At 56.7% G+C, this 22,908-nt stretch carries 23 protein-coding genes; 17 read left to right on the forward strand and 6 right to left on the reverse strand.

Annotated features, from left to right (window positions below; all coding sequences use genetic code 11):
• Positions 1 to 4 precede the first annotated feature (4 nt).
• A complete protein-coding gene (gene imuA, locus HP15_RS06700; protein ID WP_014576765.1) occupies positions 5 to 694 on the reverse strand; it encodes a translesion DNA synthesis-associated protein ImuA in 690 nt (229 codons plus the stop codon).
• Between the two features lie 128 nt (positions 695 to 822).
• On the opposite strand from imuA, the gene HP15_RS06705 reads away from it, so the two are divergent.
• The 6 genes from HP15_RS06705 to HP15_RS06730 all read left to right on the forward strand — a co-directional run bounded on the left by HP15_RS06705 (position 823) and on the right by HP15_RS06730 (position 4,558).
• Positions 823 to 1,170, forward strand: coding sequence for a 4a-hydroxytetrahydrobiopterin dehydratase (locus HP15_RS06705; protein WP_041645152.1), 348 nt, complete (start codon positions 823 to 825; stop codon positions 1,168 to 1,170).
• Positions 1,171 to 1,232: 62 nt separating this feature from the next.
• Positions 1,233 to 1,508 carry a YrhK family protein gene (locus HP15_RS06710; protein ID WP_014576767.1) on the forward strand — a complete coding sequence of 92 codons (276 nt, stop codon included), beginning with the start codon at positions 1,233 to 1,235 and terminating at the stop codon, positions 1,506 to 1,508.
• 331 nt (positions 1,509 to 1,839) lie between these two features.
• Positions 1,840 to 2,337: a DUF3291 domain-containing protein gene (locus tag HP15_RS06715; RefSeq protein ID WP_041645153.1), complete on the forward strand. Its 498-nt coding sequence runs from the start codon at positions 1,840 to 1,842 to the stop codon at positions 2,335 to 2,337.
• Positions 2,338 to 2,854: 517 nt separating this feature from the next.
• On the forward strand, positions 2,855 to 3,220 hold the full coding sequence (locus HP15_RS06720) for a cupin domain-containing protein (protein WP_014576769.1): 366 nt from the start codon (positions 2,855 to 2,857) through the stop codon (positions 3,218 to 3,220).
• Positions 3,221 to 3,510: 290 nt separating this feature from the next.
• Positions 3,511 to 3,891 carry a hypothetical protein gene (locus HP15_RS06725; protein WP_041645154.1) on the forward strand — a complete coding sequence of 127 codons (381 nt, stop codon included), beginning with the start codon at positions 3,511 to 3,513 and terminating at the stop codon, positions 3,889 to 3,891.
• 130 nt (positions 3,892 to 4,021) lie between these two features.
• Entirely contained in the window at positions 4,022 to 4,558 is a 537-nt protein-coding gene (locus HP15_RS06730; RefSeq protein WP_014576770.1) for a GNAT family N-acetyltransferase, read from the forward strand.
• Here the strand turns inward: HP15_RS06730 and HP15_RS06735 are convergent.
• From HP15_RS06735 to HP15_RS06745, 3 genes are all read right to left on the reverse strand, one after another.
• Positions 4,546 to 5,676 (reverse strand): M14 family metallopeptidase, encoded by a 1,131-nt coding sequence (locus HP15_RS06735; RefSeq protein WP_227499719.1) that lies wholly within the window; start codon positions 5,674 to 5,676, stop codon positions 4,546 to 4,548. The two genes, HP15_RS06730 and HP15_RS06735, sit on opposite strands and share 13 nt — an antisense overlap.
• The gene (locus tag HP15_RS06740; protein ID WP_014576772.1) at positions 5,673 to 7,157 is read right to left on the reverse strand and encodes a glutamate--cysteine ligase family protein; all 1,485 of its coding nucleotides are present in this window, start codon (positions 7,155 to 7,157) and stop codon (positions 5,673 to 5,675) included. The genes HP15_RS06735 and HP15_RS06740 overlap by 4 nt, the downstream gene beginning before the upstream one ends.
• Positions 7,158 to 7,226: 69 nt before the next feature.
• Positions 7,227 to 8,099, reverse strand: coding sequence for an NAD(P)-dependent oxidoreductase (locus tag HP15_RS06745; protein ID WP_014576773.1), 873 nt, complete (start codon positions 8,097 to 8,099; stop codon positions 7,227 to 7,229).
• A gap of 242 nt (positions 8,100 to 8,341) precedes the next feature.
• On the opposite strand from HP15_RS06745, the gene cysP reads away from it, so the two are divergent.
• The 11 genes from cysP to HP15_RS06800 all read left to right on the forward strand — a co-directional run bounded on the left by cysP (position 8,342) and on the right by HP15_RS06800 (position 20,731).
• Positions 8,342 to 9,376, forward strand: coding sequence for a thiosulfate ABC transporter substrate-binding protein CysP (cysP, locus tag HP15_RS06750; protein WP_014576774.1), 1,035 nt, complete (start codon positions 8,342 to 8,344; stop codon positions 9,374 to 9,376).
• 18 nt (positions 9,377 to 9,394) lie between these two features.
• Positions 9,395 to 10,267: a sulfate/thiosulfate ABC transporter permease CysT gene (gene cysT, locus HP15_RS06755; RefSeq protein WP_008172088.1), complete on the forward strand. Its 873-nt coding sequence runs from the start codon at positions 9,395 to 9,397 to the stop codon at positions 10,265 to 10,267.
• 3 nt (positions 10,268 to 10,270) lie between these two features.
• On the forward strand, positions 10,271 to 11,101 hold the full coding sequence (gene cysW / locus HP15_RS06760; RefSeq protein ID WP_014576775.1) for a sulfate ABC transporter permease subunit CysW: 831 nt from the start codon (positions 10,271 to 10,273) through the stop codon (positions 11,099 to 11,101).
• A gap of 9 nt (positions 11,102 to 11,110) precedes the next feature.
• Positions 11,111 to 12,199 (forward strand): sulfate/molybdate ABC transporter ATP-binding protein, encoded by a 1,089-nt coding sequence (locus HP15_RS06765; RefSeq protein WP_014576776.1) that lies wholly within the window; start codon positions 11,111 to 11,113, stop codon positions 12,197 to 12,199.
• Positions 12,200 to 12,347: 148 nt separating this feature from the next.
• Entirely contained in the window at positions 12,348 to 13,643 is a 1,296-nt protein-coding gene (locus tag HP15_RS06770; RefSeq protein WP_156484280.1) for an MFS transporter, read from the forward strand.
• Positions 13,640 to 14,614 (forward strand): HlyD family secretion protein, encoded by a 975-nt coding sequence (locus HP15_RS06775; RefSeq protein WP_049784463.1) that lies wholly within the window; start codon positions 13,640 to 13,642, stop codon positions 14,612 to 14,614. The genes HP15_RS06770 and HP15_RS06775 overlap by 4 nt, the downstream gene beginning before the upstream one ends.
• Positions 14,611 to 15,537: an ABC transporter ATP-binding protein gene (locus tag HP15_RS06780; RefSeq protein ID WP_014576779.1), complete on the forward strand. Its 927-nt coding sequence runs from the start codon at positions 14,611 to 14,613 to the stop codon at positions 15,535 to 15,537. Before HP15_RS06775 ends, HP15_RS06780 begins: the two co-directional genes overlap by 4 nt.
• A complete protein-coding gene (locus HP15_RS06785; RefSeq protein ID WP_014576780.1) occupies positions 15,534 to 16,679 on the forward strand; it encodes an ABC transporter permease in 1,146 nt (381 codons plus the stop codon). Before HP15_RS06780 ends, HP15_RS06785 begins: the two co-directional genes overlap by 4 nt.
• A 38-nt stretch (positions 16,680 to 16,717) precedes the next feature.
• Positions 16,718 to 19,117 carry a Lon protease family protein gene (locus HP15_RS06790; RefSeq protein WP_014576781.1) on the forward strand — a complete coding sequence of 800 codons (2,400 nt, stop codon included), beginning with the start codon at positions 16,718 to 16,720 and terminating at the stop codon, positions 19,115 to 19,117.
• Positions 19,110 to 19,976 (forward strand): universal stress protein, encoded by an 867-nt coding sequence (locus HP15_RS06795; protein ID WP_008172080.1) that lies wholly within the window; start codon positions 19,110 to 19,112, stop codon positions 19,974 to 19,976. The genes HP15_RS06790 and HP15_RS06795 overlap by 8 nt, the downstream gene beginning before the upstream one ends.
• Positions 19,977 to 20,011: 35 nt before the next feature.
• A complete protein-coding gene (locus HP15_RS06800) occupies positions 20,012 to 20,731 on the forward strand; it encodes a ZIP family metal transporter (protein ID WP_014576783.1) in 720 nt (239 codons plus the stop codon).
• Between the two features lie 15 nt (positions 20,732 to 20,746).
• On the opposite strand, the gene ftsH is transcribed toward HP15_RS06800, so the two are convergent.
• Complete coding sequence (ftsH, locus tag HP15_RS06805; RefSeq protein ID WP_014576784.1) at positions 20,747 to 22,660, reverse strand: ATP-dependent zinc metalloprotease FtsH; 1,914 nt, start codon at positions 22,658 to 22,660, stop codon at positions 20,747 to 20,749.
• Positions 22,657 to 22,905, reverse strand: a complete 249-nt coding sequence (locus HP15_RS06810; protein WP_014576785.1) for a thiamine-binding protein — start codon at positions 22,903 to 22,905, stop codon at positions 22,657 to 22,659. The genes ftsH and HP15_RS06810 overlap by 4 nt, the downstream gene beginning before the upstream one ends.
• Positions 22,906 to 22,908 lie beyond the last annotated feature (3 nt).

Consider the following 22,908-nt stretch of genomic DNA (forward strand, 5'->3'; position numbering starts at 1 on the left):
GTTATTACCCGGTTGAACCCGACCATGGGCCCCGGACAACCCGGGTGGTTTCACGGAAGGAGAGATCGGCCCGCTGGGCCATGGCCAGTGAACAGCGCTGCCCGGGCCAGCTCCCCCGGCGCTTGAGCACATTCACCTTGAGATCCTGCTGCTCCCCCGGTTCCAGCTCCAGCCGCAGGGCAGCCGGAGAATTCTGCCCGGCGTAACGTCGTTCCCTGAACAGCACACACACATTGCTCCCGGCTTCGGCGGCCAGTTGCAGGCGACGGACTTCCCGTGAGGCCAGCTTTCCCGGCCAGGCCATCACCAGGCCGGTTACTGGTGAGCGCAGGCAGTTCTCCAGTGTCCACAGAGAGTCGCCTTCATCGTCGGTATGGATCAGTACCACCTGGTCCAGATTGACGCCTTCCCGGGCCAGGGCAGGGGCATAAGGCGTATGTGGCGGATTCAGCCAGAACACGCTTTTGCCCTCATTGCACACCCGTTGCATAAGAGGCAGCAGCAAATGCAGCTCGCCAATACCCGGTGCATCCAGCAGGCATTCGCTCAGTGCGCCCCGGGGCCAGCCCAGGCCGCCGAGCTGGTTATCCAGCACCTGGTAACCGGTTGATTCCGCAGGCTGTGTAGTCTGGGTGTGGCGGTGCCCCTGCCAGACACGGGCATCCTGCATCAGCGTGTTCAGAAGCTCGCTCATGATGAAAACTCTCGAAATACTGTTTAAATATACAGTATTCGGAAAGCGGCCGGATTTCAAGAGAAGGGTTGATAAAGCGAAGGGCACGACCCACGCTTGTAATACAGCCATCAACCATGGAGGTTGAAATGAGTGACCTGAAAGCACACAGCTGTGAAGCCTGCAGCCCGAACGCAAGCAAGGCGACCGAGGAAGAAAAGCAGCAGCTGCATAAAGAGGTTCCAGACTGGGAAATTCTGGAAATTGACGGGGAAGAACAGCTTCATAAGGTCTACAAACTTAAAAACTTTGTGAAGGCCCTGGAACTCACCAACAAAATTGGCGAACTTGCCGAAGAAGAAGACCATCACCCCGTGGTTGTTCTGGAGTACGGCAAAGTTGCAGTGAGCTGGTGGAGCCACGAAATCGGCGGTCTGCACAAGAACGACTTTATCCTGGCAGCGAGAACCGACGCTGCTTTCAACGACATGCAATAATCCCAATCGCGGCGGAACCCGGCTTCCGCCGCGCTCCTTCCGGACCGGAGACCACCAGACGAATGGTTGAAAACCGCACCGATAACCCCCTGACCCTGAAGCTCGGCAGGGAAGAGCTCATCATCCGGCGCCGCTACGAAGTGGTCAGCATCATCAACGACTTTTTCATCGCCATCTGGTTTCTGGTGGGGAGCATCCTGTTCCTCTTCCCGGAATACGAGAAAGCGGCCATCTGGCTGTTTATCATTGGCAGCTTCCAGTTCCTGATCCGCCCCACCATCCGGCTTATCAGCCACATTCACGTTAAGCGAATTCCAGCCAGTAACTGGGAGAGTTAGAAGCCTTCGTCAACCGGGCTGCGCACCCCAAAAACAGTTCAGGAGTTTGACGACGAATTTGTCGCTGCCGCACAACTCCAACAATCACATGAGAAATGACGGTAACTATCTGATAGGTTTGAGAAGTTAGAAAAGGAAAGGCGGAGTTATACGGCTATGGCGGGAGCCGGAGTGACTCAGGGGAGGGCGTATAACTCCGACGGTAACCGTGGTAAATGATGCTCAAGAAATTGTTTTTAATAGAGAAGTTTGTTTTTCTTGAGCGCGTTTGAATGGAGTTTTACGAACGCGTTCGTATAATTAGCTGTTAAGTGTTTTCAGGGAGGAAACTGTGAGTAAGTATCAGATTGCCCAGCTCAACATTGCCACACTAATGGCTCCAATCGATTCGCCTCAGCTTTCAGATTTCGTCGCGAATTTGGACAGGATCAACGCGTTGGCTGAGGACTCCCCTGGTTTCGTCTGGCGCTTGCAAACAGACGAAGGTGATGCCACCGGCATTGATTATTTCGGCTCCGATAAGATCGTAAATCTTTCTCTCTGGGACTCAGTTGAGGCTTTGCATAATTACGTGTATCGGTCTGCCCACGTCGAGATCATGCGACGCAAGAAAGAGTGGTTCCTCAAAATGGGAGAGGCATACATGGTTCTTTGGTGGGTGCCTGCCGGTCACATTCCCTCAGTCGACGAAGCGGCGCAAAAGCTGAACATCTTGCGAGAGCACGGACCAACCGCCGAGGCTTTCACGTTCAAAAAAGCGTTCCCGGCTCCCAGTGAATTGGCCAGTGTGCCGACCGATACTTTGGATGGTGAATGTCCAGCCACTTAACAAATCAATTAAGTTTGTTGCGGCCTACGGCCTCCACCGGACGGCCCTGTCGGGCCGCCGCTTTTTTTCGGCGTTATGTGGCTACTGAATGAGCATTGAGATCGTTCTTGCAATATCAGCCTCCCTCTTGATCCTTCCGGTTTTGATCACCCGCTGGCTATGGTTTTGGGTTTTCTCGTTGGTATTGGGGCTCCCGATGATTGGAGTTTGGGCGGTGTATTTTTACCAAACATCGCAGCCTGAATACTCTGGTTCTCCACAGGAGTTTTTTCGGCATTCTCATAATGGTGCTGATCTCAGGATCCTTAGCATTGGGAATGTTCCTGCGGTACATTCGGTGGGTAATTGGAATTAAAGTACACGAAATTAAGACCGCAAAGGCGTTGGACTCCGGCGGCTCAGGGAGCAACACATAACCAACTGTTGTAGTTCGTTCCCGGCCTGGCGGGCGTCTACCGGGCGCCCTAGTCGGGTGCCGTTTAATATTGGCATTAACTGTCACTGAAAAGGAGTTCACATGGGCTATCAGGCGATTAATTTTAAAAACAAGCTCGGCCTCTTCGATGAGCAATGGTCACCGAAGGTCATCGCTGAGATGAATGACTATCAGTTTAAAGTCGTTAAAATCCAGGGCGAGTTTGTGTGGCACGATCACAAAGACACAGACGAGACTTTTATAGTCCTTGAGGGCAGCCTCAGAATCAATTTCAGAGACGGGCATGTGGACCTATCTGAAGGCGAAATGTACGTGGTCCAGAAGGGCGTTGAACACAAGCCTTTTGCGGAACATGAGGCAAAGGTTCTACTTATCGAGCCACGTGGAGTCGTGAACACTGGCGACGAAACTGGTACCCAGACGGCAGAGAATGACGTTTGGATCTAAATTGGTAAACACAAAGTCATCAAGTTCGTTCCTGGCCGAAGGCCCTTCAACGGACGTGCATTACATTGCGACTTCGGCTCCATTACATGGGCGCGCATTCTGCAAGCGTTAGTTACCAAAGGAAATCGAGCATTGTGATGTCGAAACTTATCCTCTTTGCCATAAGTGTAGAATCGAGAAAATCTGCTAAAAATTGGCTTTAATGCGACCGATTTTCGGCCCCTTCGCGGCGCCAAATCGGAGTTTGAGCCAGGCATTAGCTGCAACTAGAAGGGAATCAGAGAAGAATAATGGGAACAGAGTTTTATATAACCCTCTTGGCTGTCGGGTTGGGGATTATCGCTCTACTATGGTTGCCGGTCTTATGGGCCTACATTTATGCGCGATGGCAAGGCATTTCTGAACCGGTACGATTTGCGTTTTATAGTGGTTGTGTCACGTATGGCATTCCGATGCTCGTTGGAGCAATAACTGTGATACCTCTGCTGCTGGTGCTGGCCAAGGTTGCACCTCAGCAATGTTTTGATGCTCCGGGCAGTTGGGTTTGTGCAACCTATGATTCTATCGACGATTGGTTGGAGACAATTGCAACGTTGATGACCATTGTGATTGCCATCTTTTGCCCGGCTTATTTTAACCGGCATGTTTGGTCAAGGAGTGAAGGTAGTTAAACAGTCGATCAACCGGACACGAAAAGCATACCGCTTGTGCTTCCCTCCGCTGGTGTTCCGGTAGCGGTTACCTTGGCATTATCTGTAAATACGAGCTGTTCTTAGTCGGTCTCCATAGGATTCCCAAGCCATGAAATTCTCGAAGTATAGCCAGTCTGATCGTCAGGAAATCGAGGCCCTGTTTACCCGGACATTCTCTGATTCAGAAGGTGAGTCCGAGGGAAAGCTGATTGGGCATCTGGTGCATGAGTTGATGAATGGGGCCGAAACCGATGACATTTTCGGGTTCATCGCTACCGAGCAAGGGCAGATAGTCGGCTGTACCTTTTTCACGAGATTGTCGTTCGGCTCCCGCGTAAACGCTTTCATGTTGTCACCGGTAGCCGTTGATATAGACCATCAGGGGAAAGGCGTTGGTCAAAAACTGATTAACTTTGGCATTGACCACTTGCGTGAACGGGGTGTCGAACTCATTTTTACCTACGGTGATCCGAACTACTATTCAAAAGTGGGTTTCGAGCACGTACCTCAAGAGGTTGCGGAAGCGCCATTTAAATTAACCCATCCAGAGGGGTGGCTGGGGCAGTCGTTGGATGGCGGCAGTATTAAGCTCCCACTGGGGCAGGCGTGTTGCGTTGAGGCATTCAACGATCCTCAATATTGGTAGATCCATCGACCGCACCGAGAATCACATATCAATTCGCGTAAGACGGAAGTCCGTGACGAGCCGCCGCTTCGCTTGGCGTCAAAAAATGGCTCCCCCGTTGCCTTGACCGCATAAAACAGGCAGTCACTCTTCGCAATAACCGGGTTGGTGGTAATCATAAAGGTCCTGAGGGCCTGGGCGGGGTAGATCTTCCCATCCCTGACCTGAAGTACCTGTGTCATGTTCTCTTTTCGGTTGTGGCCGATCGCGGTGAGTATGCCGAGGCCTTTTTTGCCAACCCACCCCAGGGGCTCATCCGGAGACACGATTCCGAAATTACGATGTTCAATGTCGGGGGGGAAGGTCAGGTCGGCGTGGCCGGTGGGCTCGAGGCGGTATTCTATGGTTGCTTCAGGCGCCAGTTCCACCCGGATCGGATTGCGCAGTACGGTGACGTCCCAGTCCGCTTTTTCCAGTGACAACACATCTGGCCTTGAGCAATACCGGACGAGTCCCTCATAGGCCAGTTCATGTGCCTGTTCGTCCTGGGAACCACCACACTCGATGGTTACTGTGGGCACCTCCTGCTCGGAATATTCCATCAGCGCCCCCAGGCGTAGATCCGTTATGATCAGGCGGTCGGTAAAGAGCGATGTCAGTGCCTGATGCGCCGCGTCATTGGTGATGGACACGGCGAACGCAGGGCCTGAACCTGAGGTGTTGTGAACATCCAGCAGGCATTCGGGCTTCGCGTTATGGAGCTCTACCAGCATGGCCCTGGCAATCGCCCCTTCTTCTCCCTCGAACGGTTCCTTGAAACATCGGTTGAGGTCACGTCCGTCAGGAAGCTGTCGCCATGAGAGTGTGGGAGGAATCTTCGCAGGGTAGATACCGCCCAGAAGAAACAGCATGTTAACTGCCGGGGTGTGCTGTTCGAGCAGCCATCGATGAAGCGCAAGCAGGCCAGAAGGCTCATTGCCGTGAAGCAGCGTTGCCATGGCTCGGGTCCGGGAGCGATCACGACCAGCAACACGAATAATCGTGGGCTTTTGTAGCTGGTCCAACCACTCAAGGGCGGAGCGGCCCAGGGTCCGGGGGGAGGGATCATTCAAATAATCGAGGACGTTCGAGTTACTCACGGCGACAATGTCCATTCATGGAGCGGCGTATTTGTCTTCTGGTTGGCTATGTACAGGGAGAGCATGGTCTGGAAGGCCTCATCGGGGCTCAGGGATTTGAACAGGGATTCGGTGATTTGGCGTTGCCACCGGGCGCCCGACATGGCGGTTTCAATGCGGCCTTCGATAATTCCCAGCAAGCGGTGAATTTCTGACTCGTCCACGGCTGTTTGTGCCAGTGCGTCCCGGGCGCGGGGTAGCAGATCCCGGGCCACGGTTAACAGGGGCGTATCCTGCAACTGAACCTGATTCTTGTGTGGCCATATGATTTCTGCGCCAACGCCATATTTCGCGGCGCGGTAGAAGTTGTGCTCCGTGTAATGGAAGGGAAGTATCGACGTCAGATGATGAATATCATCAAGGACTGCCAGCGCAGCGCCAATTATGAACAGCCCGTTCGCACACATATCAGCAGCCGTAGGGCCTGCGGGCATTGAGCGAATCTCGATGCGCAGGTGGCCGCCTTCGGTATGGTCGTAGATGGCACGGTTCCAGGGCCAGGTGGTTCCCTGGTGCAGTCGCAGTTCAGCCAGTTTCGGCACATCACCGCGATCAATCACCGCCATCGGGTCTTCCTCCGACATCAGTGGAATGATGGGCGGATAGAGCGATGCCGAGGCGGCAAAGAGTTCCCAGGCGCTGCGTGTCCAGCCATTGCCGTAGTATACCCGTGGCGGATGGCGCCAGGTTTTATGGTTGGGCGATCGGCTGTCGATGGATTGCTTGAACAGGGCAATGCGGGTTTCGTCCCACAGGTGGTGGCCAAACAGGCTGGGTGAGTTGCTGGCCAGAGCGAGGACAACCGGCGTGACCAGTTGGACCGCATTGAAGTAATCGGCAAAACGGTGTGCGGGCACCCGCCAGTGAAGCTGGAAGGAGGTGTTTGCTCCTTCCATGTAGACGTCGTCAGCTTCCAGATTGATAACGTCGTTGCCACCAATATGGATGCTGAATGGCTCTCCCCGTTGCTGGATCAGCGCTTTGGATAACGCATGATAGCGGGGCTCGTCTGTCATTGCCTTCGCACCCATATCAGACTGGCGAAGCGTGGGCAGAATGCCGATCGGCACCAGTTCTCCATCCAGTGATGCGGCGTGCTGGTTGATCCGTTGGATCGCAGAGAGCAACTCCTGCTCTGTTCTGGCGAAGGGAGAGCCCTTGAAAGCCTGGGGGCTGAGATTGTATTCGAGATTGAAGCGGTTAAGCTCAACCGTCAGTTGAGGGTCCTGAACGCGGGCGGCGATTTCCGTGTTGATGGGTTGAACGCGCAGGTCCGGGTTTACGATGTAGAACTCTACCTCCGCTCCGATAGAGCTTGCGCCTTCGCCAAAGCCGGGCCGGTTCAGAAGACGAGTAAGTGCTTTAAGATCCGTCCTGACCTTGGCGGCAAAACGTTCAAACTCTTCCGGCGCAAACTCTGTTGTCTTGATCGACAGTCCCACGTCAACGTCATCCTCGCACCCACTTATCTTGATAGTAGTGGAAGATGTGCGCCAACGTTAACTGCCGAGTCAGTGCCGGTTGAGAAACTCAAACACCGACGCAAAATCCTTGCGGCCCCAGCCACTACTGCTGGCACTGCCGTAGACTTCTTTGGCCAGGTTGGCCAGATACAGCGGCTGACCCACTTCGTAGGCCGTTTGCTCCAACAAGTGCAGGTCCTTGTGCATCAGCTCGAGCGGGAACTGGGCGTCAAAGTCCCCATTGCGGATCAGCTCGGCCTTGCCGCCGATAAAGGGCGGAGTCACAGGTAAGTTTGGCAGTGTGTCCATCAGGAAATCTCTTGAGAACCCCAGTTTCTCGCCCAACAAAGTGGTCTCGGCAAAGGCGAGCATGGACTGCGCCAGCATGGCATTCACCAGCATTTTGAAGGCGGTTCCGCGACCGACCTGGCCCACGTGCACAATTTTCTTGCCCATGGTTTGAAGGAGCGGCTCTACCGATTGAAAGTCCTCGTCGTCGGCGCCAACCAGGAAGGTCAGTTCGCCGCTTGCAGCCGGCTCACGGGTGCCGGCAACCGGGGCATCCATGAACCGAATGCCTTGAGCTCTGGCGACTTCTCCGGCGTACTCGGTGAACGATGGGTTCACAGTGGAGCAATCCACCCAGAGGGCATTCTCCGCCATGGCGCTGACAAATCCATCCTCGCCGAGGGCCATGTCCTGAACAACGGGAGGAGAGGCGAGCATTGAGAAGACCACATCCGCCTGCCGAACGGCGTCGGCCGCCGAATCGGCGACTTTTGCGCCTTTATCTTTCAGAGATTTTTCGGCTTCAGTCGATCGGTTGAAGACGATCAGGTTGACGTCGCCCTTGTCCAGAAGGTTCGCTGCCATACGCGAACCCATGATGCCAAGTCCGATAAAAGCTAATGTTTGCGTCATCTGTGTCTGCTCCGGTTAATGCATACCCAGGCTCTATTCTCTTTACCTGTGGTCGTGATGGTTCAATTCAAGGCTGGTTACTCCCAGGCGTTATAACCAAACGCTTTTAAACCAGTCGGAAATTATCTAGTCAGGGCATTGTTGTTCATAGACTCCTACCTTATCTTTGCGTTCTAAGAAAGCGCCGACCTATTCCTCTGGCGTATATAAAGATTCCGAGTTAACTGGGAGCTCTGCCGACTATGCCGAATTCGATTTTTTCTGGTTCCAAAGCCCGTAAGGGCCTGTGGTTCAGTGCGCTGGCGCTGGCGTTCTCGCTGACAGGGCCGGCTTCTGCCCAGGAGCGTGAGCTTCTGAACTCATCCTACGACATTGCCCGCGAGCTGTTTGCCGAATACAACGTTCTTTTCCAGGACTATTGGAAAGAAAAAACCGGCGAAACCGTCGATATCCAGCAGTCACACGCTGGCTCTTCCAAGCAAGCGCGCGCCATCCTGCAGGGGCTGGGTGCGGATGTGGTTACCTACAACCAGGTCACCGACGTAAACATTCTGGCCGAACGCGGCAATCTGATTCCCGAGGACTGGGCATCACGCCTGCCAAATAACAGCTCTCCGTACTATTCCACCATGGCGTTCCTGGTGCGCGAGGGTAACCCCAAGAATATCCAGAACTGGGATGATCTGATCCGCGAAGATGTCGAACTGATCATGCCGAACCCGAAAACCTCCGGTAACGGCCGCTATACCTACCTGGCGGCGCTGGGTTTTGCCCAGGACAAGTTCGGTGACGACCAGGAGAAGATTGATGCTTTCCTCAGCGACCTGCTGGGCCAGGTTAAGGTATTCGACTCCGGCGGTCGTGGTGCCACCACCACGTTTGTGGAACGGGGCCTGGGTGATGTGCTGCTGACCTTCGAATCCGAAGTGAACAACATTCCGGCCCTGAACCCGGACAAGAATTTCCAGGTTGTGGTCCCGAAAGTGAGTTTCCTGGCCGAGTTCCCGGTGACCTGGATCGACAAGAACATCGAGAAGAAGGGCACCGAAGAACTGGCTCAGGCCTACTTGAAGCATCTGTACTCCGAAGAAGCCCAGCGCATGCTGGCTGGATTCAACTACCGGGTGCACAACGAAACCGTGAAAGCGGAAGTGGCTGACAAGTTCCCCGAACTGAAGCTGATGCCGATTCAGGACATCGCCGGCAGCTGGGAAAATGCCATGGAGACCCACTTTGCCAGTGGCGGCAAACTGGACCAGTTGCAGCGTCGCCGCTAAGGGATGCGCAGCTGATTCATGGCCACCACCGACGTTTCGGAGCGCCCGTCAAAGCGGCTGAGCGCTCCCGCCACCAAACGCGTTTTGCCGGGGTTCGGACTGAGCCTCGGCATTTCGCTTTTCTTTATCAGCCTGGTGCTGCTTCTGCCCATCAGCGGCCTGTTCATTCGTGCCGCCGGCATGGGGTGGGAGCAGTTCTGGTTTGTGATCACCGATCCGCGGGTGGTTGCGTCCTATAAAGTCACCGCGCTGGCAGCCCTGGCAGCTTCCCTGTTCAACTGCGTGTTCGGCCTGCTGATGGCCTGGGTGCTGGTGCGTTACGAGTTTCCCGGGAAGCGGCTGCTGGATGCGATCATGGATCTGCCGTTCGCGCTGCCAACCGCCGTGGCCGGCATCACGCTGGCAACCCTGTTTGCCGAGAATGGCTGGTATGGGCAGTATCTCGCGGACCTGGGTATTGAAGTGGCATTCACACCGCTGGGTATTGTGGTGGCGATGGCCTTTACCAGTGTGCCGTTTGTGGTGCGCACGGTTCAGCCGGTACTGGAGGAAATGGCGCCGGAGGATGAAGAAGCGGCCATGAGCCTCGGTGCTTCCGACATGACGGTCTTTCGGAAGATCCTGTTCCCGACACTCTGGCCGGCTGTGGTGACCGGGGGTGCGCTTTCGTTTGCCCGCAGCCTTGGGGAATACGGCGCGGTTATTTTTATTGCCGGCAACTCACCCTACATCAGTGAAGTGATCAGTTTGATGATCTTTGTTCGTCTGGAGGAATACGATTTTCCGGCGGCCAGTGCCATTGCCGCAGTGGTGATGACGGTATCGCTGTTGCTGCTCCTGGCGATCAACGTCTGGCAGGGGCGCTATCTCAAGCGCCTGCACGGAGGTTAGGGTATGGCTGCGCGCAAACATCGCCGCGTTGGCGACAGCCCTCTGGTTCGTCGCACTCTGATCGGAATCGCCGTCGGCCTGACGGTGCTTCTGCTGTTTATGCCCCTGGTGCTGATTTTTGTGCAAGCGTTTGCCGAGGGCTGGGTCGGTTACGTCAGCAATATTCTCAACGAGTACACGCTTCATGCTATTGGCCTGACGCTCGTGGTTGCGCTGCTTACGGTCCCGTTGAATATGGTGTTCGGCGTGTTCCTGGCCTGGCTGGTGACCCGCTTCCGGTTCCCCGGGCGCAAGTTGCTCACCACATTGATTGATATTCCGTTTGCCGTATCTCCGGTGGTTGCCGGCCTGCTTTTCCTGCTGCTCTACGGTAGCAATGGCTGGGTGGGGCGGTGGCTCGGTGAGTACGACATTCAACTGATGTTCTCCTGGCCCGGCATCGTGATGGTAACCGTGTTTGTGACCTGTCCGTTTGTGGCCAGGGAGCTGATTCCGCTGATGCAACAACAGGGTCGGGAAGAGGAAGAGGCCGGTGTGGTGCTGGGCGCGTCCGGCTGGCAGCTGTTCCGACGCGTGACCCTCCCGAATATCCGCTGGGCGCTCCTTTACGGCGTGATCCTCACCAACGCCCGGGCTGTAGGCGAGTTCGGTGCCGTGTCGGTGGTCTCCGGCAACATCCGGGGCGAGACCAATACGCTGCCGTTGCAGGTAGAGCTGCTTTACCAGGATTACAACACCGTGGGCGCCTTTGCAGCTTCTTCGCTGCTTGCAGGCATTGCGCTGATCACGCTTGTCGTCAAGGCCATCGTTGAATGGCGTCAGAGTCGTAACTAAGGGTTTCCAATGAGCATCGAGATACAGGGTATCAACAAGTTTTTCGACAAGTTCCAGGCCCTGCATGACATCAATCTGACCATTCCGGATGGCCAGCTCACGGCGTTGCTGGGCCCTTCCGGTTCGGGCAAGACCACGCTGCTGCGGATCATTGCCGGCCTGGAAACTCCCGAAGAGGGCAGAATCCGGTTCAGCGGCAAGGATGTGACCGATCTGCATGTGCGGGACCGGCGTGTGGGGTTTGTGTTCCAGCACTATGCGTTGTTTCGTCACATGACAGTGGCCGAGAACGTGGCCTTTGGCCTCAATGTGCTTCCGCGCAAGGAGCGTCCCGGCAAGCCGGAAATCCGCAAGCGGGTAAAAGACCTGCTGGAAATGGTTCAGCTGGAACACCTGGCCGACCGTTACCCCGCGCAGCTTTCAGGTGGGCAGAAGCAACGCATCGCCCTGGCGCGGGCCATGGCCATGCGCCCGGAGATTCTTTTACTGGATGAGCCCTTCGGGGCGCTTGATGCCAAAGTGCGAAAAGACCTTCGCCGCTGGCTGCGCAGCCTCCACGATGAGCTGCATTTCACCAGTGTGTTCGTGACCCACGATCAGGAGGAGGCCCTGGAGCTCTCCGATCAGGTGGTTGTGATGAGCAATGGCCGGATTGAGCAGGTTGATACACCCCTGGAGCTCTATGGTCGCCCGGACAGCCGGTTTGTATTCGAGTTTCTGGGGCAGGTGAATGTGCTGTCTGGCAAGATCCGCGATGGTGTCATGCGCCAGGGTGACGCCTGGATTCGACTGCCCGAAGGCTGTGAAAACGATGACGCGCAGCTCTACCTGAGGCCCCACGAAGTGCGCCTCACCCAGTCGGCCAGTGACGATGCCCATCTGCCTTTCCGGATCGAGGCCATCAACCTGATCGGTGCGGAAGTACGCATCGAACTCAAACCCGATGGCTGGGAGTGCGAGGAGCTTTGGGAAGTTGGCATCAGCCATACCGAGTTCAACGCCCGTCAGCCCCAGCGGGGTGACCGCTGCTTCGCCGTGCCGGATGTGGGGCATCTGTTCTGCGAACACTCACAGGAGCCCAAGACGCTCGTCTGGTAGACCTGATGGCAACTACCCGGTGATTGATGAGCCGGGTACTTGCCCCAGATCATCTCTGGATTCTGTCCCTTGCCTATAATTCTCTGCATCAGAGAGTTTGCTGCCATCATTTCCCTCAAGGCAGGGGTAAAACCGGGATGAACTGGACATGACCGAAAGTTCGCCAACGCCTCCTTCTCCAGAACTTCGACACCGCATCATGGCGGGTTTTATCGGTAATGTCGTGGAGTGGTACGACTTTGCCGTTTATGGCTATCTGGCCGGAGTTATTGCTCCGGTTTTCTTTTCGTCTGCCAATCCAACGGCAGCGCTTATCGGCACCTACGGCATATTTGCTGCCGGCTTCATCATGCGGCCCCTGGGGGCGGCGGTTTTCGGCTGGTTTGGGGACCGGTACGGGCGTGCTCGTACCATGCAAATCTCTGTAATGCTGATGGCATTGCCGACCCTGCTGCTCGGGATGCTTCCCTCCTATCAGCAGGCCGGCTTACTCGCTCCAGTCTTGCTGGTTCTGATCCGATTGCTTCAAGGCCTTTCTGTTGGCGGCGAATTTTCATCCTCGGCGACCTACCTGGTTGAGACGGCTCCCGATGGTAAACGAGGTCTGACGGGCAGTTGGGCCAACATCGGCTCGATGACGGGCTCTTTGCTGGGCGTTGCTGCGGCGGCACTGGTAACCAATACCCTGGATGAACAAACATTGAGTGACTGGGGCTGGCGCCTGCCGTTTCTTGGAGGCGCCATTCTGGGCATTGCCGCCATCGCGATTCGCCGGAACCTGCACAACTCAGAGCGATTCAGTCAGCACCATGAGAATCGCGACGAAACATCGCCGCTTCTGCAGGCGTTTACAACCAATCGGCGGGAAACCCTTCTTGCACTGGCCTTCGCTTCAAGTTACGGGACGTGCTACTACATTGTGTTTGTTTATCTGCCGGAATGGCTCTCGGCCCAGGAACTGCTGTCTCGCGGAACAGCTTTGTTGATCAACACGGGCATGATGCTGCTTGTCATCCCGGCGATGCCGCTGTTTGCGATCGTGGGTGATCGATGGCTTCGTCGAAGGAGCTGGATAGCCATCTCTTTGTTTCTGCTTACCGTGGTCGCCTGGCCGCTTCATGCCTGGATGCTAAGCTCCGGCGGTTCACTGTATGTGGTGGTATTGGCACACGCTCTGGTGTTCTTGCTGCTGGCCATTCCATTGGGCTCCGCACCCGCACTGTTTGTGGAGATGTTTCCGGAGAGCGACCGTTTATCCGGCTATTCTGTAGCCTTCAATCTTGGCCTGGGTGTATTCGGCGGACTCACACCGATGATTGCCACGTCGTTGATTGCAACAACCGGTGTTGTGACGGCACCGGCCATGTATCTGGCAGTAACCGCCTTCATTGCCGTGCTGGCTCTCATCGCCATGCCGGATCGAAGCCGGGAGCCGCTGCGATGACTCGCCCATCGCAAAAGAGGGTAAGTAACGTGATACGCCTTGCATTGGTTCTGTCTTTTCTGGCTATGGCAGCCTGCGATGGGAGTTCCGGCAATCTGGCTCTGGGGACGCTTGAGCGGGATCGAATTGCCCATACCGCAACCGCCAGTGAAGTTGTTGTTGAGCTCCCTGTCCCGCCCGGCTCGCCGGTTGAAAAAGGGAGTGTGTTGGTAAAACTCGACGATACGCTGCAGCGGGCGGAGGTTGACCGGGCCTCAGCCCAGTTGTCAGAGGCCGTCGCCAATCTTGAAAAACTCCGACACGGAGCACGACCGGAGGAAGTGGCGGCAGCGAGAGCGAATGTGGCCGGGGCCCGGGCGGAACTCATCGAGAGTGAGGCCAATTATTCACGCATCCTCAACCTCAGGAATCAGAATCTGGCCAGTCAGGCCGACCTGGACAAGGCGATCGCCTTGCGCGACGCCAATCATGCGAAGCTGCTCAATGCGCAGGAAGCCTTGCTGGAATTAACCAATGGCGCTCGTGAAGAGGATTTGAGAGCGGCCGAGTCCAGAGTGGATGCGGCAAGCGCGATGCTCGCCCGTGAAAAAAAACACCTCGCCGATCTGACCGTTGTCGCGACACGGGATGGTATTCTCGACAACCTTCCCTGGAATCTGGGGGAGCGAGTAACCGCAGGCAGCCCTCTGGCGATTGTTCTGGCCGGCAAGGCGCCGTTTGCCAGGGTTTATGTGCCAGAGCCCTATCGGGTAAAGCTGGCGATTGGTGACGAGCTGACTGTGCGTGTGGATGGTCTTGGCCGAACCATAAAGGGCCGTTTGCGTTGGATTGCCACGGAGCCTGCATTCACGCCTTACTTTGCGCTTAATCAGGAAGAACGTGCGCGGCTGATGTACCGGGCAGAGGTCCAGCTTCCTGAGGCAGAGGCTGCTTTACCGAACGGAGTGCCGGCCCAGGTTGAGTTGCCATGAGTGAATGGGTCATCCGCGCGGAAGGGCTTAGCCGGAATTTCGGCGATACCAGGGCTGTTCAGTCGCTGGATCTGGAGGTCGAGCGAGGCCGCATTTATGGTTTTCTGGGGCCAAACGGCAGTGGCAAGACCACGGCCATCCGAATGTTGATCGGTCTGTTAAAGCCAAGCTCCGGAACCGCGGAGGTGCTTGGTTATGGCTTGCCAGCCGGTGCCGAGAAACTCAGGCGGCGGATCGGGTACATGACCCAGAAATTCTCCCTGTATGATGATTTGACCGTTCAGGAAAATCTCCGGTTTATCGCCAGCATTTACAGCTTGTCTGCGAACCAGCTGCGCTCAAGGGTTGAGGATCTGCTTGTTATCTATGGGCTGCGTGACAGCCGGCATCAGTTGGCAGGAAGCATGAGCGGCGGGCAGCGCCAACGCCTCAGCCTTGCTGCGGCAACACTGCACAAGCCAGATCTGCTGTTCCTGGATGAACCCACTTCGGCGGTGGATCCCCAGAGTCGCCGGGACTTCTGGGAGCAGTTGTTTGATCTCAGTGATGCCGGAACGACGATCATGGTCTCAACCCATTACATGGACGAGGCGGAGCGTTGCCACAAGTTGGCCATTCTCGAGACGGGGATCAAGCGAGCCGATGGTGCACCGGATGAGTTGATGAAGAACATGGGCGCCAGGGTTGTTGAGGTCAGTTCTGCAAATCTCCGCGTGTTAAAGCATCGGCTTCTTGAGTTGCCAGACGTGATATCCGCAGCGCAACTTGGCGCGCGGCTTCGAGTGCTGGTGAAGAACCGGGTTAGCAGTCCGGTTGCGTATCTTTCGGGGCAACCTTTTATCGGAACAGGGGACAGTCTTACCGAGGTGCGCCCAAGCCTGGAGGATGTTTTCGTAACCAGTACGGGAAGAGGCCGACAATGAACAGCCTCCGACGCATCCGAGCCATTTTTGGCAAGGAGTTGATTCAGCTCCGGCGGGACCGGATGACGTTCGGCATGATCGTTATGATTCCGCTGCTCCAGCTGTTGCTATTCGGCTATGCCATCAATACGAACATCCGCCATATCCCGGTAGGCATTGTCGATTTCAGCCAGAGCGGCCTGAGTCGGGAGATCGTGCAGATTGTGAAAGCCACGCAAGTGGTTGAGATCAGATCCTACTTTGAGAGCGTAGAGAAAGCGCAGGCGGCCATTGCCAGTGCTGAAGTCAGGGCCGTCCTCATCATCCCTGAAGATGTTGATAACCGCTTGGCGCGGCACCAATCATTGGGCTTTGGTTCGCCCCCTGCCACCGATGAAGAAACCAGCCAACCCATCGCCCAATGGATTGCCGATGGCTCCGATACGATCATTGCCTCTGCCATCAAGAGTCTGCGTGGCATGCCGCTGGCCGAATTGCTGGACCGTCCTGTCAATCGCGTTACACCCACCTTTGAAGTGACGCTGCTCTATAACCCCGAGCAACGCACAGTCGTCAATATTGTGCCGGGTCTGGTCGCGATCATTCTGACCATGACCATGATCATGTTTACCTCTGCCGCAATCGTCCGCGAGCGGGAGAGGGGCAACATGGAAATGTTGATATCGACGCCGGTGCGACCGATTGAACTGATGATCGGGAAGATCATTCCGTACATTTTTATTGGCGTGATTCAGGTCAGCATCATCCTGGGGCTGGGCCGGGTGTTGTTCCATGTTCCGGTAGAAGGCGGGTTGGCCCAGCTCGCAGGCGTCACCTTCCTGTTCATCACCGCAAGCCTGACGCTTGGGCTGGTCATTTCAACGATTGCCCGGAACCAGCTACAGTCAATGCAGATGACGGTGTTTGTTCTGATGCCCTCGATTCTGTTGTCGGGGTTCGTATTTCCCTATGAGGGCATGCCTGTCGCAGCCCAGTATATTGCAGAGGCACTGCCCGCGACGCATTTCATGCACCTGGTTCGCGGAGTGGTTCTGAGGGACGTTGAGGTAACGAATATGGCGTCGGATGTCTACTGGCTGGCGCTGTTCACCCTTGGCGGCCTGCTCGTTGCGTCACTCAGGTTCAAGAAGCGTCTCGAATAGTTGTGCCCAGGTAATGCCGACACGATCAGGAGGATGTAATGTCACTACCCGCGCCATTGACCGAAAACCAGGTCTATCACGGTTGCCCGGAAGACAAGCTGGATTTCCAGACCACCGAAGACCTGCAGGACCTCGAGCGTCCGTATGGTCAGGACCGGGTACTGCGGGCGCTGGAATTTGGTGCCGGTATTCAGGCAGACGGTTTCAATCTCTTTGTTCTCGGACCCTCCGGTGCCGGCAAGCACGAGCTGGTCGAACGCTTTCTTTGCCTGCATGCGGCAAGCCAGCCGGTCCCGCCGGATTGGTGCCATGTCTACAACTTCCAGTTTTCAGAGCGGCCACGCGCCATTCGACTGCCGGCCGGTGAAGGGCGGCAATTCAAGAAACACATGAATGAACTGGCAGAGGAGCTCCGAACAGCAATCCCTGCTGCCTTCGAAAGCGAGGAATACCAGGCCAGGTTGCAGGAACTCCAGGAAGAAATGGCCAAGCGTCAGCATCAGGGCCTGTTTGATATCCAGGAAGAGGCGAGCCGGAACAACATTGCCATGATCACCACGCCGGCCGGCTTTACCTTTGCCCCGATGCGCAAGGGCGAGGTGATCGACCCGGAGGAATACAAGAACTTCTCGGACGAGGAGAAAGCGCTGGTCGAATCCAAGGTTGAGGAGCTTCAGAAAAAGCTTCAGCAAACCATCCAGCAGATACCCAGGATGCGGAAGGAGGTCAGGGAAAGAGTCCATGCCCTGAATGAAGAAATGGTGCAGCTGACCCTGGGCGGTCCGATTGGGGAGTTGAGGGAAAAATGGTCCCACCTGCAGGATATCGTCGAGTACCTGGATGCCGTTCGCGAGGATGTGGTTGAGCACGCCGAGGCCTTTCAGGATACCGATAACGGGCCTCCGGCGGGCCTGTTGGCAAGGTACAAGGTCAATTTGCTGGTCGATAATGCCGAGACGGCCGGCGCGCCCGTTATCTACGAGGACCTGCCCAACCATCAGCATCTTGCGGGGCAGATTGAACATCGGGCCCGGCAGGGTAATCTCTATACCGATTTCACGCTGATTCGTGGCGGTTCCATGCACCGGGCCAGTGGCGGCTATCTGATCATTGATGCGCGCAGGGTACTGACACAGCCGATGGCGTGGGAAAGCCTGAAGCGGATCCTGTCCTCCGGTGAGGTTCGAATCGAGTCACTGGAGCGGCTTTACGGGTTGGTGAGTACCGTCAGCCTGCAGCCGGAGCCCATTCCGGTGTCGGTCAAGGTGGTTCTGCTCGGGGACCGGATGCTCTATTACCTGCTGTCCCGCTATGATCCGGACTTTCTGGACCTGTTCAAAGTAGAAGCGGATTTCGAGGACGACCTGGACCGCAATGAAGAATGCTATGAACTCTACGCGCGCATGATCGCCACCATGGCCCGGGGCCTGAAAATGCGACCGCTGGAGCGAAGCGCCGTGGCCCGGCTGATTGAACATGCCAGCCGGCTGGCAGCAGACCAGCGCAAACTGACCGCCCACGACCGGGTGCTGCGCGATATTCTGAGCGAGGCAGACCACTGGGCGGGACAGGCCGGGGCCGATACGGTTGAAGCCAGCCATCTCCAGCAGGCAATTGATGAACGGGAATACCGGGCCAGCCGGGTCCGGGAACGAAGCCGTGAGCAAATCAGCCGGGGTGTGGTGATGATAGCCACTACTGGCGATGAGGTAGCTCAGGTAAATGGTCTTTCGGTGCTCAGGCTTGGGGCGTCGATGTTCGGGCAGCCTACCCGGATTACCGCCACGGCCCGTCCCGGTAAAGGGCAGGTGGTGGATATCGAGCGTGAGGCCAAACTCGGCGGCCCCATTCACAGCAAGGCCGTGATGATTCTTTCCCGCTTCCTGGCGAGCCGGTACGCTGGCGACGGCGAACTGTCCCTGTCCGCGAGTCTCGCCTTCGAGCAATCCTACGGTGGTGTTGAGGGCGATTCCGCGTCGGTAGCGGAAACCTGCGTGCTGCTTTCAGCCATTTCCCGGGTGCCAATCAAGCAGGCCTTCGCGGTCACGGGGTCGATGAACCAGCATGGTGAAGTTCAGGCCGTGGGCGGAGTGAACGAGAAGATTGAGGGCTTTTTCGATGTCTGCAAAGAGGCCGGCGACGTTCGCGGGCAGGGCGTTTTGCTGCCTGCAAGCAATGTTGAGCACCTCATGCTGAGAGCCGATGTGAGGCAGGCGATCGCTGAAGACCGGTTCCGGATCTATCCGATTTCAAGCATCAATGAGGCAATTGAGCTGCTAACCGGTCTTGAGCCCGGAGAACCGGATAGTAATGGCGAGTTCCCCGAGAACAGCTTCAATCACCGGGTTGCCGAACGCCTGGAGAAGTTCGCGGAGGCCAGCAAGAAACGGGACGAGAACGGAGAAGCGAACAGCAGCGGAGGCAAGGATCGTGACTGATAGGCCAGCAGACCAGGCTGATCCCGGCACCACAACCGGTCGTGTACTGGTACTTCTCGATGGTTCCAGGATGAGTTACGCCGCCTTGCAGGCTGCGGTCGGGATTGCCGCGAATACCGGTGCCGATGTGCTCGGTGTGTTTGTTGAGGAGCTGAATCAGCTGCGAAGCGCCGGCTATGGTTTTGCCCGCGAAGTGGGCGGTTCGTCCGGTATCAGCCGCCCCCTGGCTGCTGGCGACGTTGAACAGCGAATGCAAAGGTTGGCGAGCGAGGCCCGCCGTGCTCTTGCCGGTGCCGTCGCGTCATACGGTGGCAGGCAATCCTTGAGTGTCGCCCGGGGCCATGTGATTGATGAGGTGCTGGCGCTCGCCGGCCCTCAGGATCTTCTGGTGCTGGGCCGCGTTGGTTGGTCCTCCGAGCCCGGTGCGCGCTTGGGCTCGACGGCAAAAGGGCTGGTTCGTCGTTCCCGGGGAAGGGTCTTGCTCTGGTGTGAAAGTCGGGCCGAACCTTTGGGCAGGGTTGTGGTGTTTCTCAATGACCATCATGGCGCTAACGGCCGAGCTGTCCAGGCAACCGCTGAGGTGGTTCGTCATTCCCACCGGCCCGTGACACTACTGTTGGGCGCTGACTCGACGGTCTCAGCCGACGATCTTAAAGGCGTCGCGCAGGACCTGGGTATTCAGGAATCGGAGCTTCGTGTAAGGTCTCTGCCATCAACGGATCCGGCTGTTGTGGCCGGAATTCTACGACAGGAAAGGGCGGTAGAGCTGGTGCTAAGCCGAGAATGCACACTGCTCCAGGAGCCCGGCGCAGAGCGATTGTTGGTGGCCCTGAACCTTCCCGTCACGGTCACGCCCTGAATCCCATCGGTTGCTCCATAGGTCTTGATTAGCTGATGTTTATAGATGTTCTCTCCATTGTTGGACTGACCGTCCTTGCCGGCGCCTGCATTCCACTGGGCGGACTGCTCGCCAGCTTTGAACGGATCCGACCCAATTGGCTGGAGCAGGAGTTTCGCCATTTCGTGATCGCGCTCGGTGGCGGCATCCTGCTTGGCGCGATCGCTGTGGTTTTTATTCCGGAAGGCCGATCCAGCATGGGAGGATCCCTTCTTGCGATTCCGGCTATTCTTGCGGGCGGGCTCATATTCTTCCTGATAGAGCGGGTTCTCGGTTTGAAACGCCGTGAATCTCCGCAGCTCCTGGGTGTGATGCTGGATTTTATTCCGGAAGCTGCCGCGCTGGGCGGGCTCGCCGTGGTGAACACCGAGATTGCGCTGCTCATGGCGTTACTCATTGCCTTGCAGAACTTGCCGGAAGGGTTCAACGCCTATCGGGAGTTGCTTTACCTGAAAGGCCACAGCTCCCGAAAGACGCTGGTCTTTATGAGTAGCCTGGTGATCACAGGTCCGGTGGCCGGCCTGTTTGGCTATTTCTTCTTGTCGGAGCGCCCCGTATTACTGGGCTCACTGATGCTGATGGCTTCCGGGGGTATTCTGTACCTGATTTTCCAGGACATCGCTCCTCAGTCGAGGCTTGACCGGCATTGGGGGCCACCTCTGGGAGCGGTCCTTGGGTTCTGTATTACCCTGTTCAGTCATGACCTGGTGATCTAGGCCATGACTTGAGTATCAGGCAATCTTCCGTGCATCTTCCTTGCGCAGGATTTCCTCGACGTCCTCTGCTGACAGCGTTTCCTGTTTCAGCACGGCTTTGGCCAATGCGTCCAACTGGTTTCGGTGCTCGGTCAGGAAGTCGAGGGTTGCCTTCTCGAGGGCCAGGAGCTGGGACTGGATTTCCTCGTCAATCATTTCAGCCATCTTTTCGCTGAACTCCCTCGGCATGCCCATCTCCCGGCCCAGGAAAACATGTTCCTCGCCGATGTTCAGGCCCAGCGGGCCGATCTTTTCGCTCATGCCCCACTGGCCGATCATCTTGCGTATCAGCGCGGTGGCCTCCTTGAGGTCGTTCTGGGCGCCGGTACTGACTTCTCCGTAGATCAGCTTTTCCGAGCAGCGACCGCCAAGCATCACCTTGATGCGATCCTTCAGGTAGCTTTCGGTGTAGGTGTAGTGATCTTCCCGGGGGGTTTGTTCCGTCACTCCCATGGCCATGCCGTGAGGAATGATGGTCAACTTGGTAAGCGGGTCCGCGTTCGGCATATAGTAGGCCATGATGGCGTGGCCACACTCGTGGTAGGCAACGGCCTCACGCTCCTGCGGGTTCAGCTTGGTATCCCGTTCTTCACCGAGAATAATTCTGTCCCGGGCCAGATCAAAGCAATGGGCATTCACCTCATGCAGGCTTTCGCGGGCTGCGGTGAGCGCCGCTTCATTTACGAGGTTCTTGAGATCCGCCCCGGAAAAGCCGATGGTGCGTGCGGCCAGTTGATCCAGGTCGACATCATTCGCCAGGGGGACCTTTCGCACGTGAACGGCCAGGATCGCCGCGCGGGCCTCCTTGTGGGGGCGGTCGAGAGTGATCTTGCGGTCAAAACGGCCCGGGCGGAGCAGGGCACTGTCGAGTACGTCCGGCCGGTTGGTGGCAGCCAGTACCAGAACATTTTCGTGAGCCTCGAAACCGTCCATTTCCGTGAGGATCTGGTTCAGTGTCTGCTCTCGTTCATCATGGCCACCACCCAGGCCCGCACCACGTGATCGGCCAATGGCATCCAGTTCGTCGATGAAAATCAGCGCCGGCGCGTCTTTCCGGGCTTCCTTGAACATGTCCCGAACCCGCGCGGCGCCGACACCCACGAACATCTCGATGAATTCCGAGGCGCTGATGCTGTAGAAGGGCACTTCGGCTTCGCCGGCGATGGCCCGGGCCAGTAGTGTCTTGCCGGTGCCCGGCGGGCCGACCAGAAGCACGCCCTTGGGCATGACGGCACCCAGTGCCCGGTATTTTTCGGGAGATTTCAGGAAATCGATGATCTCGGCAATTTCCCGCTTGGCGGATTCAATGCCGGCCACGTCATCCAGGGTGGCGGTAGAGGTTTCCTTGTGGGCCCGCCGTGCCTTGGAGCGGCTAAAATCAAACGGGCCGCCACCCTGTGTCATGCGTTTCTGCGCCGCACCCCAGAACCAGAACATCAGCGCCAGCAGCAGGATCCAGGGCAGGAAGCCGCGAATCATTTCCTGCCACCAGGGCAGACCTGATGGCGTGGCCCGAATGGTGACACTGTGCTCTTCAAGAAGGTTGAGCAGCGACGGGTCTTCCATGGGCGGGCGGATGGTATGGAAACCGGGCGTGCTGGTGTGGGGTGGGCTGTCAGAGCTGAAATCGGCTGCACCGCTGTCGGTGAACAAGCCGGTAATGGCTTCTTCTTTCAACGTGACTTCTGCCACCTGATTGTTCACAACAGCCGTCTTGAATTCCGAGTAGGCGAGGTCCTGAAGCCGCGGTTGTCCGCCATCCTGCAGCCAGAGCACCATCAGGAAGATGGCAGCGCTCAGCCAAAGGAACGCATACTGGTTCTGAATGACCGGTTGTTGGTTCTGATCCGGTTTCTGTTGCTGGTTGTCTGGCCCGCTCGGTGCTGTCATTTCGGTCTCCGGTCGCCCTCCATGATCTTCGCCACGAAGACAGATTTGCCGTAGGTCTCGAACGACCATTTCATGGTGTCCGAGAGCACGCCCATAACCTCATCATAGTCGCCGAAAATCTCGGTGCTCATTCGCCCCGGGTAGACTTCCAGTCCGGTCTGCTCCAGGCGCGCGATCAGGTCTTTGATTGGCTGCTTGTACTCCTCTTTCAGGGGATAGCAGCTCAGTTGTACAGAAAGATACATAAA

The organism is Marinobacter adhaerens HP15, assembly GCF_000166295.1.
In the GTDB taxonomy this organism is placed as follows: Bacteria; Pseudomonadota; Gammaproteobacteria; order Pseudomonadales; family Oleiphilaceae; genus Marinobacter; species Marinobacter adhaerens.